14 protein-coding genes are annotated in these 12,116 nt (G+C 66.6%); 8 read left to right on the top strand and 6 right to left on the bottom strand.

The features are described from left to right. Positions 1-16 precede the first annotated feature (16 nt). The 4 genes from gloB (at position 17) to MNI96_RS07485 (ending at position 3,350) form a co-directional block, all read left to right on the top strand. The gene (gene gloB, locus MNI96_RS07500) at positions 17-814 is read left to right on the top strand and encodes a hydroxyacylglutathione hydrolase (RefSeq protein WP_249691757.1); all 798 of its coding nucleotides are present in this window, start codon (positions 17-19) and stop codon (positions 812-814) included. A gap of 37 nt (positions 815-851) precedes the next feature. Further along, positions 852-1,283, top strand: coding sequence for a cupin domain-containing protein (locus MNI96_RS07495; protein ID WP_249692223.1), 432 nt, complete (start codon positions 852-854; stop codon positions 1,281-1,283). A 154-nt stretch (positions 1,284-1,437) separates the two neighbouring features. Beyond that, the gene (locus MNI96_RS07490; protein WP_249691755.1) at positions 1,438-2,658 is read left to right on the top strand and encodes an argininosuccinate synthase; all 1,221 of its coding nucleotides are present in this window, start codon (positions 1,438-1,440) and stop codon (positions 2,656-2,658) included. Then, positions 2,655-3,350, top strand: a complete 696-nt coding sequence (locus MNI96_RS07485; protein WP_249691753.1) for a hypothetical protein — start codon at positions 2,655-2,657, stop codon at positions 3,348-3,350. The genes MNI96_RS07490 and MNI96_RS07485 overlap by 4 nt, the downstream gene beginning before the upstream one ends. Positions 3,351-3,378: 28 nt before the next feature. Here the strand turns inward: MNI96_RS07485 and MNI96_RS07480 are convergent, their stop codons facing one another. Continuing rightward, positions 3,379-4,230, bottom strand: a complete 852-nt coding sequence (locus MNI96_RS07480) for a polyprenyl synthetase family protein (protein ID WP_249692221.1) — start codon at positions 4,228-4,230, stop codon at positions 3,379-3,381. 270 nt (positions 4,231-4,500) lie between these two features. Here MNI96_RS07480 and mtgA point away from each other — a divergent pair, with 270 nt between their 5' ends. After that, positions 4,501-5,220, top strand: a complete 720-nt coding sequence (gene mtgA, locus MNI96_RS07475) for a monofunctional biosynthetic peptidoglycan transglycosylase (protein WP_249691751.1) — start codon at positions 4,501-4,503, stop codon at positions 5,218-5,220. Between the two features lie 167 nt (positions 5,221-5,387). Continuing rightward, positions 5,388-5,573, top strand: a complete 186-nt coding sequence (rpmF, locus tag MNI96_RS07470; RefSeq protein WP_067224425.1) for a 50S ribosomal protein L32 — start codon at positions 5,388-5,390, stop codon at positions 5,571-5,573. A 191-nt stretch (positions 5,574-5,764) separates the two neighbouring features. Here the strand turns inward: rpmF and phbB are convergent, their stop codons facing one another. Together phbB and MNI96_RS07460 are read right to left on the bottom strand one after the other, a co-directional pair. Beyond that, positions 5,765-6,493: an acetoacetyl-CoA reductase gene (gene phbB / locus MNI96_RS07465; protein ID WP_249691749.1), complete on the bottom strand. Its 729-nt coding sequence runs from the start codon at positions 6,491-6,493 to the stop codon at positions 5,765-5,767. A gap of 159 nt (positions 6,494-6,652) precedes the next feature. Beyond that, positions 6,653-7,834, bottom strand: coding sequence for an acetyl-CoA C-acetyltransferase (locus MNI96_RS07460; RefSeq protein ID WP_249691747.1), 1,182 nt, complete (start codon positions 7,832-7,834; stop codon positions 6,653-6,655). Between the two features lie 347 nt (positions 7,835-8,181). Between MNI96_RS07460 and phaR the strand changes: the two genes are divergently transcribed. After that, complete coding sequence (gene phaR, locus MNI96_RS07455) at positions 8,182-8,781, top strand: polyhydroxyalkanoate synthesis repressor PhaR (RefSeq protein ID WP_249691745.1); 600 nt, start codon at positions 8,182-8,184, stop codon at positions 8,779-8,781. 27 nt (positions 8,782-8,808) lie between these two features. On the opposite strand, the gene MNI96_RS07450 is transcribed toward phaR, so the two are convergent. Then, positions 8,809-9,243 (bottom strand): GlcG/HbpS family heme-binding protein, encoded by a 435-nt coding sequence (locus MNI96_RS07450; protein ID WP_249691743.1) that lies wholly within the window; start codon positions 9,241-9,243, stop codon positions 8,809-8,811. Positions 9,244-9,447: 204 nt separating this feature from the next. On the opposite strand from MNI96_RS07450, the gene ggt reads away from it, so the two are divergent. Then, on the top strand, positions 9,448-11,040 hold the full coding sequence (gene ggt, locus MNI96_RS07445; protein WP_249691741.1) for a gamma-glutamyltransferase: 1,593 nt from the start codon (positions 9,448-9,450) through the stop codon (positions 11,038-11,040). Between the two features lie 76 nt (positions 11,041-11,116). On the opposite strand, the gene MNI96_RS07440 is transcribed toward ggt, so the two are convergent. Then, positions 11,117-11,452 (bottom strand): hypothetical protein, encoded by a 336-nt coding sequence (locus tag MNI96_RS07440; RefSeq protein WP_249691739.1) that lies wholly within the window; start codon positions 11,450-11,452, stop codon positions 11,117-11,119. Between the two features lie 173 nt (positions 11,453-11,625). Continuing rightward, positions 11,626-12,051, bottom strand: coding sequence for a hypothetical protein (locus MNI96_RS07435; RefSeq protein WP_249691737.1), 426 nt, complete (start codon positions 12,049-12,051; stop codon positions 11,626-11,628). Positions 12,052-12,116 lie beyond the last annotated feature (65 nt).

The following is a 12,116-nucleotide window of genomic DNA, read 5'->3' as shown; positions in this document are numbered from 1 at the left end:
CACGGAGGACGACATCATGAGCGCTGACATCAGGCGAGCGGTAATCCGCCAGTTCACCTGTCTCGACGACAATTTCGGCGTCCTTGTCCATGTGCCGGAAAGCGCAAGCGGACCGGGCGGCACAATCGCCATCGACGTGCCTCACCCCGATCCCTACAAGGAGGTGCTGAGGGAAACCGGCTGGACGCTGACGGATATTCTCGTCACCCACCATCACTGGGACCATGTCCAGGGGCTGGAGAAGCTCAAGGCCGATACCGGTGCCCGCGCCACCGGCCCCGCTCTGTCCCGCGACAAGATCGCCGGGCTCGACGCCTTTGTGGAAGACGGTGACGAGATCACGGTCGCGGGGATCGCCTTCAAGGCGATCGGCACGCCCGGCCATACGCTCGACCAGATCTCGTGGTGGGCGCCGGAACTCTCCTTCGCCCATACCGGCGACACGTTGTTCTCGCTCGGCTGCGGCCGCATCTTCGAGGGCGATCCGGCCATGATGTGGGCTTCGCTCGAAAAGCTCGCCCGCCTGCTGCCGCCGCAGACCTCCATCCATTGCGGTCATGAATATACCCTCTCCAACGCCCGCTTTGCGCTGACTGTCGATCCGGACAACGCCGCCTTGAAGGCGCGTGTTGCCGAGGTGGAGAGCCTGCGGCAGAAGGGCTTGCCGACGCTGCCGACGACGATGGCGGCAGAACTGGCGACAAATCCGTTCCTGCGGCCCGGCGACCCGGCCATCCGCAAGCACCTGGGCCTCGAAGGGGCAAGCGATGCGGCGGTCTTTGCCGAGATCCGGCGCCGCAAGGACACGTTCTGACCGCCCGCTGGAGCCGACCGCCGTGTTCGACGCCGACATGACCGCCGCCGAGATCATCTCGATGCTCGGCCTCGCGCCGCATCCCGAAGGCGGGCACTACCGGGAGACGTTCCGCGACAGCGAGACGGATGCCGCGGGCCGCGCCCGGTCGACCGCCATCTACTACCTGCTGGAGGCTGGCGAATTGTCGGCCTGGCACCGTGTGGATGCAGTCGAGATCTGGCACTGGCATGCCGGCGGGCCGCTCGCCCTGACCATCTCGGAGAACGGACACGATGCCCGTGCCATGCGTCTGGGGAACGACCTCGCTGCCGGCCAGCACCCGCAAGGCATCGTGCCGGCAGGAGCGTGGCAGACGGCCGAAAGCCTCGGCCGCTGGACGCTGGTCGGTTGCACCGTGGCGCCCGGCTTCGAGTTTGCCGGCTTCGAGATGGCACCTCCCGGCTGGCGGCCCGTTCCACGCGGCTGAATTTCGGCGCGGAACCGCAGCGCTTCGGGGTTTCCCGGCTTGCGCTCCGGCGCCCAAGGGCTACAGTGCGCGCGAATTTCACCAGCGGCGACCTGCCGGCCCGTGCCGGCGCACGGATCCCCTCAACCTGCCCAGGACTGGAACTACGGACCCCATGGCACACAAAGACATCAAGAAGGTGGTGCTCGCCTATTCCGGCGGCCTCGATACCTCGATCATCCTGAAGTGGCTGCAGACCGAATACGGCTGCGAAGTGGTGACCTTCACCGCCGACCTCGGCCAGGGCGAGGAACTGGAGCCGGCGCGCAAGAAGGCCGAGCTGCTCGGCATCAAGGAAATCCATATCGACGATTTGCGCGAGGAATTCATCCGCGACTTCGTCTTCCCGATGTTCCGTGCCAATGCCGTCTACGAGGGCGTCTACCTGCTCGGCACCTCCATCGCCCGCCCGCTGATCTCCAAGCGGCTGATCGAGATCGCCCACGAGACCGGCGCCGACGCGATCGCCCACGGCGCCACCGGCAAGGGCAACGATCAGGTCCGCTTCGAGCTGTCGGCCTATGCGCTCGACCCGGACATCAAGGTCATCGCCCCGTGGCGCGACTGGACCTTCAAGTCCCGTACCGACCTCATCGAATTCGCCGAGCAGCACCAGATTCCGGTGCCGAAGGACAAGCGCGGCGAGGCGCCGTTCTCGGTCGACGCCAACATGCTGCACTCCTCGTCCGAGGGTAAGGTTCTCGAGGATCCGTGGGAGGAGCCGCCGGCATATGTCTACCAGCGCACCGTCGACCCGATGGAGGCGCCGGACGTTCCCACCGAGGTCACCATCGGCTTCGAGAAGGGCGACGCCGTGTCGCTCAACGGCGAGAAGCTGTCGCCGGCAACCCTCTTCGCCAAGCTGAACGAGTATGGCCGCGAGAACGGCATCGGCCGCCTCGACCTCGTCGAGAACCGCTTCGTCGGCATGAAGTCGCGCGGCGTCTACGAGACGCCGGGCGGCACGATCCTGCTCACCGCCCACCGGGCGATCGAGTCGATCACCCTGGACCGCGGCGCCAGCCACCTGAAGGACGAACTGATGCCGCGCTATGCGGAGCTCATCTACAACGGCTTCTGGTTCTCGCCGGAGCGCGAGATGCTGCAGGCAGCTATCGACAAGAGCCAGGAAAAGGTCGCCGGCGAGGTCCGCCTCAAGCTCTACAAGGGCAACGTCATCGTCGTCGGCCGCCAGTCGCCCTACTCGCTCTACTCCGAGGAGCTGGTGACGTTCGAGGACGATCGCGGCGCCTACGACCAGAAGGACGCGGCCGGCTTCATCCGCCTGAACGCCCTGCGCCTGCGCACCCTGGCCAAGCGCGACCGGCTGAAGTGACATCGCACCCGGCGCGGGATGCCGCCTGGCTCGCCGGTCTCGGCGACGGGCTCGCTCGCGCCGGGTTTTGCCTGCTCGGCCGGTTCGAGCCCGTCCCGGAGGACGAGGTGCCCCACACCGGGACAGGCCATGCTGCCCGTGCGGTATTCGTTGTCGGCAGTCTTTCCAACGCCCTCTTCGAAGTCTTCGCAAGCAGTCCCGAAGCGGCCGACGGCCTGCCGGACCCGCTGGATCGCTTCACGCGCCGGGTCCTGACCGGGTTGGCCGAGAGCGAGGGCCTCGGCATCGTCTTTCCCTTCGAAGGCCCTCCCTACCATCCCTTCCAGCGCTGGACACTGAGGGCCGGCGGTTTCTCGCGCTCGCCGATGGGTGTGCTGGCGCATCGCGAGTTCGGCCCCTGGGCAGGCCTGCGTGCGGCCTTCCTGTCGTCGGAGCCGTTGGCCGTACCCGCGGCGTCACCCGCAGAAGGCCCCTGCCCGGCCTGCTCCGGCACGCCCTGCATGTCCGCTTGCCCAGCCGGCGCCCTGTCGGAAGCCGGCTACGACGTGCCGCGCTGTCTGGCTTATCTGCGGGCGAACCCTGCCGCGCCCTGCCACGCTGGCTGCCTCGCAAGGCATGCCTGCCCTTTCGGTCGCGCACATGCGCAGTCGCCGGAAGCCGGGAGCTTCCACATGCGCAGCTTTGTCGGCTGAAATGGTGAAATCCGGGCGGTCGGGACCCTCAGCGGTCGCGAGCAGCAACGAACCGGGCAAGCCCCGCAAGCGGCGCCGCGCGGGTCCCGTAAGGCACCAGCAGCGTCTCCGCCTCGCCCACCAGCCGGGAAAGCTCCGCGCGTGTCCACTCGGCGCCCTTGAGCGCGACCAGCGTCGCCTTGCCGGCCGCCGCATCCTTGCCGGCCGCCTTGCCGAGCGCAACCGCATCGCCCTCGACGTCGAGCAGGTCGTCGGCCAGTTGAAACGCAAGGCCGATCACCTCGCCGAACCGGGTCAACCTCTCGACATCCTCGCTGGACGCGCCGGCAAGGCGTGCGCCGGTGCGCGCTGCATAGCGGATCAGCGCGCCGGTCTTCATCGACTGCAACAGGCGGATCTCCGCCTCGCCGAGCGCGCTGTGCTCGGCCGCAAGATCGAGCATCTGCCCGCCCGCCATGCCGCCGACACCGGCGGCGCGCGCCAGGTCGCACGACGCCGACAGCCGGACGCCGGCATCTGCATGCACCCGCGGATCGGCGACGAGATCGAAGGCCAGCGTCAGCAGCGCATCGCCGGCAAGGATCGCCGTCGCCTCGTCGAAGGCGCGGTGAACCGTCGGCCGGCCGCGGCGCAGGTCGTCGTCGTCCATCGCCGGAAGATCGTCATGGACGAGCGAATAGCAGTGGATGCATTCTAGAGCGGCGGCCGCGACGAGCACGCCCTCGTCGTCGCGACCGAAAAGCCGCGCCGCCGCGATCATCAGACCCGGGCGCAGCCGCTTGCCGCCCCCGAGCACCGCATAGCGCATTGCTTCGACGAGCCGGTCGGGACGCGCCGGCTCCTCTTCGCACGGCTGCAAGGCAAGCAGGTTGTCGAGCATTGCCTCGAACCGCCCTGCATCGGCGGCAAGCTGGTCGGCGGCATCGGCAGTCACGGGAACGGCTCCGGAAAACCTTAAGGAACGGGGGCCGGCCTCGATCCGCCGGCGCCTCGCCTCAGTGTCGAAAAACCCGGCGAAGGTCAACCACTTCCAGGAAGGTTCGGTGGCGGCAGACGACCATCTGTTGTCTGAGACATTGCCAACCTGTATTCCCTCGCCACAGTGTGGCACCGTGCGCGAGGGGATCGGCACGGCGGACGGCGGGGGCGAATGAGCGAAGGCGAAGTCAGGAGCGAGACGCGGCGGCCGCGCCGCAGGCGATTGCGGCGGATCGTGCTGCGTACGCTTCTCGCCATTGTGCTGCTGCCGCCCGTCCTGACCCTGCTTTGGGCCGTGGTGCCGCCCGTCAGTACGCTGATGCTCGCCCGCTATGTCCAGGGGCTCTGGGTCGATCGCGACTATGTGTCCCTCGACGCAATCTCTCCGCATCTCGTGCGGTCCGTCGTCGCCTCGGAGGATGCCCGCTTCTGCCAGCATGGCGGCGTCGACTGGGAGGCACTGGAGAGCCAGATCGCCGCGCTGAACGACGGCGACAACGTGCGCGGCGCCTCGACCATCACCATGCAGGTCGCCAAGAACCTGTTCCTGTGGAACGACCGCAGCTATGTCCGCAAGGCCGTGGAACTGCCGCTGGCGCTGATGATCGACGCCATGCTGACCAAGCGGCGGATCCTGGAAATCTACCTCAACATCGCGGAATGGGGTGAAGGCGTCTTCGGGGCGGAAGCCGCTGCGCAGGCCTGGTTCGGCAAGCCCGCGAAGGACCTCGATCGTACGGAAGCGGCGCGCTTGGCCACGGCGCTTCCCAACCCGATCGCCCGCAATCCGGCCCGGCCGCGCCCCGGCCACGACCGGCTGGCGCGGATCAATCGCGGCCGGGCCGCGGCGATCGAGCCGCATCTGGACTGCATCCCCGGTTTTGGCCCCTGATCGCGACGGAAAGAATCGCCCGGACACGACAAATTTTCTGACTTTCGGGCTGGCAAAGCGGCAAAAGGTCCGGTATAAGCCCGCCATTCCTGCACACCGTGTAGACCCACGCCCCGGGCTGACCCGGTCCGGGTTTCGCGGGATATTGCACGACGGAGAGTACGACAATGGCCGTTCCGAAGAGAAAAACCACGCGCATGAAGCGCGGCGCGCGTCGCTCCGCGGACGCCCTGAAGCAGCCGACCTATGTCGAGGACAAGGATTCGGGCGAACTTCGCCGCCCGCATCACGTCGACCTGAAGACGGGCATGTACCGGGGCCGCCAGATCCTGGCGGTGAAGGACGACGTGTGATCCTGCGGCGGCCGCAAAACGGCTGCCCTGGAAAACGCGAAAAAGAGGCCGGTGCGCAAGCGCCGGCCTCTTTCGTTATGCGGTTCGCAGATCCTGCCGCGGCCGTGACACCCCTCGTGCGGACACCAACGAAAAAGGGCCCCTACCCGAGGCAGGAGCCCTTTCGAGATCGTGTTCGCTCGCGCGCGTGATCAGCCGTTGGCGTAGTACTGGCCGCCATTGATCGTCAGCACGGCACCGGTCATGAACGCAGCTTCCTTCGAGGCAAGATAAGCAACCGCCGCAGCGATCTCCTCCGCCTGGCCGAGCCGGCCGACCGGAATGCCGGCGATGATCCCCTCCAGAACCTTTTCCGGCACCGCCGCCACCATGTCGGTGTCGATATAGCCCGGGCAGATGGCGTTGACCGTGATGCCCTTGCGGGCGTTTTCGGAAGCCAGCGCCTTGGTGAAACCGATCACGCCGGCCTTGGCGGCCGAGTAGTTGGTCTGGCCGAGCTGGCCCTTCTGTCCGTTTATGGACGAGATGTTGATGATGCGGCCGTGGCCACGCTCGCGCATGCCGTCGATGACCGGGCGCGTCATGGTGAACATGGAATCGAGATTGGTGCGGATCACCGCCGACCACTGCTCGAAGTCCATCTTGTGGAACCAGCCGTCACGGGTGATGCCTGCATTGTTGACGAGCACCTCCACGGCACCGAGGTCGGAAACCACCTGCGCCACACCCTGGTTGCAGGCCTCGGGATCGGCGACATCCCACTTGTAGACGTGGATGCCCGTCTCCGCCTTGAACGCCTCGGCCTTCTCGGTGTTGCCGGCATAGGTCGCCGCCACCGTGTAGCCTGCGGCCTTCAGGGCCTTGGAGATGGCGGCGCCGATGCCACGCGTACCACCCGTCACGATTGCCACATTGCTCATGCATTTCCTCCCGTTCAGCTCGCGCTGCCGTGCCAGCCGCCGCCGACTGGCCCGGTCGCCGGTCGCAGGCGAAGAGCCGATCCGGCTCATGCCCGCAGTCCAGCCGATGGCGGCCGCCTGTGCCTTGACCGGCATCAAGCGCCCGCCATCAAATGATGGTCAGCGTTCCACGCAGAGCGCCACGCCCATGCCGCCGCCGATGCACAGCGTCGCCAGGCCCTTCTTGGCGTCGCGGCGCGCCATCTCGTGCAGCAGCGTGACGAGCACGCGCGCGCCCGAGGCGCCGATCGGGTGACCGATGGCGATCGCGCCGCCGTTCACGTTCACGATGTCCGGGTTCCAGCCCATGTCCTTGTTCACCGCACAGGCCTGGGCGGCAAAGGCCTCGTTGGCCTCCACGAGATCGAGGTCCTCGACCTTCCAGCCGGCCTTGGCCAGCGCCTTGCGCGAGGCCGGGATCGGGCCGGAGCCCATGATCGTCGGATCGACGCCGGCGGTTGCCCAGGAGGCGACCCGCGCCAGAGGAGTCAGGCCGCGGCGCGCAGCCTCTGCCGCGCTCATCACCACCAGCGCGGCCGCGCCGTCGTTGATACCGGACGCATTGCCCGCCGTCACCGAGCCTTCCTTAGCGAAGGCCGGGCGCAGCTTGGCCATGCTGTCGAGGCTGGCGCCGTGGCGGATATACTCGTCGTCCTCGACGATCCGGTCTCCCTTGCGCTCCTTGATCGTCACCGGCGTGATCTCGTCCTTGAAGCGGCCGGCCTTCTGTGCGGCTTCCGCCTTGTTCTGCGAGGCGACCGCAAACTCGTCCTGCTGCTCGCGGGAGATCTGCCACTTCTGTGCGACATTCTCGGCCGTCTGGCCCATGTGGTAGCCGTTGAAGGCGTCCCACAGGCCATCCTTGATCATCGTGTCGATCATCTTGTAGTCGCCCATCTTGTAGCCGGCGCGCATATGGGCGCAGTGCGGCGACAGGGACATGTTCTCCTGGCCGCCGGCAACGATGATGGAGGCATCTCCGGCAGCGATCTGCTGCATGGCGATGGCGACGGTGCGCAGGCCCGAACCGCAGACCTGGTTCAGCACCCAGGCGGTCGCGCTGTCGGGGATACCGGCAAGAATGGCGGCCTGGCGCGCCGGGTTCTGGCCCTGGCCGGCCGTCAACACCTGGCCGAACACGACCTCGTCGACATCGGCGGCAGCAACCGAGGCGCGCTCGAGTGCCGAGCGGATCGCCGCAGCCCCGAGCTCATGGGCGGGCGTGTTTGCGAAGGCGCCGTTGAAGGATCCGACAGCGGTACGCGTTGCGCTGACGATGACGACGTCGTTGGATGCGCTCATTTCATGATCTCCCGAAAAACCGGACCTCCCGTGGCGCGAGCAATCCCCTTGGTTATTGTTCGGCTGCCTGCGCGTTTCTCGCAAACTAGAGACGCCCGCCCGCCAAGTGTCAACCGCAACACCCCGTAGCCATCGGCAATTTTCCCGCTCGCCGGGTCATCCTTTCGGTGCAGTTCGGGTGCCGCCTGACAAGTTTGACAAAACGGTGGTGCGCCCGCCCACGATTGGCTTATCGTGCGACAGGACAAAGTCGCGGAAGGTGCAGGTTGATCTGCCGGCCGCGACCCAGGGAGGAATGCCGCAACGGCTTGCGGGCCGGGGCGCGAAGCCGGGATCCGAAAATCGACATGGCTACAAAAAGCAACGAGCCGACCATCATCAAGAAATACGCAAACCGGCGTCTCTACAACACCGGGACAAGCACATACGTAACGCTGGAAGACCTCGCCCTGATGGTGAAGGACGAGGAAGATTTCGTCGTCTACGACGCGAAGACGGGCGACGACATCACCCGCTCCGTGCTCACCCAGATCATCTTCGAGCAAGAGAACAAGGGGCAGAACCTGCTGCCGATCACGTTCCTGCGTCAGCTGATCCGCTTCTATGGCGACAGCATGCAGAACGTGGTGCCGTCCTATCTCGACTTCTCGATATCCTCGCTCACCAGGGAGCAGGACAAGCTGCGCGAGCAGATGGCCAACGCCTTCGGCTCCACAGCCTTCGATGCGATCGAGGACCAGGTGAAGCGCAACGCGGAGATCTTCGATCGCGCCATGCGCATGTTCCTGCCCTTCGGCACGGGAAAGGAAGGGGAAGCCCAGGCACGGGCGGCAGACCCTGCGAAAGGCGCCGGACCTGCGAGCGCCGACGATCTCGACGCGCTGAAGAAGCAGCTCGCCGACATGCAGAAGAAAATCGACGCCATCGCCGGCGGCAGCCGCGAGTAGTTCGCAGCCGGCCGCCGGATTCCGACGTCAGCCGCGGTCGGCGCCGAAGCCGACCGCTTCGATGCCCGCCACCGCGCAGGCCTCATCATTGTCCGAGGTGTCGCCGCTGATGCCCACGGCACCGAGAATCTCGCCACCTTCGCCTGCGCGAATCAGCACGCCGCCCGGCACCGGAACGATGGCGCCGCCCGCGACGCCATTCAGGGCCTGCACGAAATGCGGGCGTGTCTTTGCATTCTCGTCGAGCCAGCGCGAACCGGCCCCCACCGCAATCGCCCCGTAGGCCTTGCCGCTCGCCACCTGGGGCCGCAGGATCGAGGATCCGTCCTGGCGCTTCAGCGCGACAAGATGGCCGCCGGCGTCGAGCACGGCGACGGTGAGCGGCTTGAGGCCGAGTTCAGCGCCCTTGGCGAGCGCCGTATCGACAATCTTTTCCGCGCTGGAAAGGGTCAGTTTGCTCATTTTCTATGGTCTCCGTGCCGGCATCCGATAATCTTTGCCAGTCCATGGCTAGCAGCGTCACCGCTTGCCACCAACGGACAAGAACGACAAGCACTCGTTCCCCAGAGACGAAAATCCTCCCGCCGACCGGCGGACCTTCCCGCCTGACGGCCGGCCGATCCTCAAGGTTCGCGAACCGGTGCAAGACCAGAACAAGGATGGACCATGCGCGACTTCCATGCACCGGGACGCTCCTGCGTCCATGCCACCACCGCGATGGCGGCAACCTCGCATCCGCTGGCAAGCGCGGCCGCACTGGAAATGCTGCAGGCCGGGGGCAACGCCGTCGACGCCGCCGTGGCCGCCTCGGCGGTGCTTGCGGTCGTCGAGCCGCAGATGACCGGCATCGGTGGCGACTGTTTCGCCATCGTCGCCCGGCCCGACGGGTCGGTCCACGGGATCAACGGCTCAGGCCCCGCACCCAAGGCGGCAACGCTCGCGCGGCTTGCCGAACTCGGCGTAACGAGCATCGACGCACAGGGACCCCATTCGGTCACCGTGCCGGGAGCCATTCGCGCCTGGCACGACCTTCTTGCCGCTCACGGCCGCCGCGGCTTCGCCGAAGTGCTCAAGCGCGCGATCTCCTATGCCAGGGACGGCTACCCGGTCGCCCCGCGCGTTGCCCATGACTGGGCGCTGGCGGTTCCCAAGCTTGCCGCCGACCCGGGTGCGCGCGACAGCTATCTCTTCGGCGGCGCCGCGCCCAAGGCCGGCGACATCGTCCGCCAGCCGGCCCTGGCACGCACGCTGCAGAAGATCGCCTCGGAAGGCCCCTCCGGCTTCTACGAGGGCGAGGTCGCCCGCGATATCGTCGACACGCTGGCAGCCCGCGGCGGTTTGATGAGCCTCGATGATCTCGCCGGCATGACCACCTTGCCGATGCCGCCGGTGATCCGCTCCTATCGCGGCATCGACGTCGCCGAGCTCCCGCCCAACGGCCAGGGGTTCATCGCGCTTGTCATGCTGGGCCTGCTGGAGCGTTTCGACCTCGCCTCTCTCGATCCGCTCAGTGCCACCCGCTTCCATCTCGAACTGGAGGCCGGCCGCCTCGCCTATTCGGTACGCGACCTGTTCCTCGCCGATCCGGACCACATGCAGCACGGGCCGGACGCCTTTCTCGCCTCCGCCTATCTCGACAAGCTGGCGAGCAGGATCTCCCCGTCGGCCCGCATCCCGGAGATCCCGCCTGCCCTGCTCGGCCCCTCGTCGGACACGATCTACCTGACGGTGGTCGACGGCGAAGGCACGGCCGTCTCCTTCATCAACTCCGTTTACAAGAGCTTCGGGTCCGGCATCTGCGCACCGAAAAGCGGCGTCATGCTGCAGAACCGCGGCGCCTGTTTCCGCCTGGAGCCGGGGCATCCGAACTGCATCGATGGCGGCAAGCGGCCTTTGCACACCATCATCCCGGCCATGGCGCTGAAGGACGGCCGCCCCTATCTCTCCTTCGGCGTGATGGGAGGCGGCTACCAGCCCTGCGGCCATGCCCATGTGCTAAGCAACATCGTCGATTTCGGCATGGACCCGCAGGAGGCCATCGACGCCCCGCGCATGTTCTTCGACGAGACCACGCACGTGCTCCAGGCCGAGCGTCACGTGCCGCAGGACACCGTGGAAGGCCTGCGCAAGCTCGGCCATCAGGTCGACATCGTCCAGGAAGCCATCGGCGGCGGACAGGCGATCCTGATCGACCGCAGCCGCGGCGTGCTGGTCGGCGGCTCCGATCCGCGCAAGGACGGATGCGCCATCGGCTATTGAGCCTGCAGGCAAGCCAAAGGCCCGCGCAACGCGCGGGCCCTTTCCTTCACGGCATCAAGAACTGAAAGAGTACGCGTCAGCGGCTGACGGCCAGGACCCGGCCGGGAACGGCCAGACGCGGCTGACGCTCCGCGACCCGATAAGCATCCACCGCCTGATCGGGAGCCGCCCGTCGCCGCACCCGCATTTGCGGAACGTACTCGCGCATGGCGATCAGCTGAGCGAGAAAGGCGGCATTCGGTCGGTAGAGACGGGCAAAACGATCGCTGCGCGGCTCGCTGACCGGCGCGACCGGGACGACGGCACGGGCGGCAGACGCAGGTGGCCCATCGCCCGTCGAGGACACCGTGCTGGTGACCCTACGGTACTCTCCTGGTCCTGCCGCGGGACGTCTGCCCTGCTCGATCCGCATTTCCGCCTCCCAGGCGTGCCAATTTGATACATTGGCGTTGTTCCTAGGGAATTTAGCGCAAATGCCGTGCCAGTCGATAACCTTTTGTTAACTTTTGACGCAGGGGAAGACAGCAGCGCGTCCTTGTCCCCGCTTTTCAGGAGCGTTAGGTCGGCAACGACCCCGCGCGGCCGTCAACGATACTGATCGCCGTTGGACACGCCGAAATCGCGGCGAGCGCCGGTGATGGTGATCGAAAAGCCCGCGATCACGTCGACCAACGACACGCACATCAGGATGAAGAACACCGACGTTGCGGCCTTGCCCACCGTGAGAAACTCCACGAGGTAGGCGATGAAGACCAGCGTCGAGAAGATGTGGTCCGCAAGCGCCGAGACCCCGGTGCGGGTTGCTTTCAGCAATTCGAGGAAAAGCAGCAGCAGGGCGCAAAGGATCATCAGGTCGCCGCCCAGCAACGAAAAGCTCGTCCCCGACACAAGGTCGAGCGTGACGACAGGAACGAGCCAAGGGTTGCCGCCGGCACCGAACAGGCCGAAAGCGACGATGTTGTAGGCGATCAGCGGCAACACGGTAAGCGGAATCGAAGCGATCAGCGGCATGACAAGTCCTCGTTGTGCCGGACGAAGATCCGAGCGGGCTCTCGAACAACGGCCACGGCGCGGCA

This window comes from Stappia sp. WLB 29 (genome assembly GCF_023507705.1).
Lineage (GTDB): Bacteria > Pseudomonadota > Alphaproteobacteria > Rhizobiales > Stappiaceae > Stappia.
Note: the sequence above shows the minus strand (reverse complement) of the source record. Positions and strands in the feature narration are given on the sequence as shown.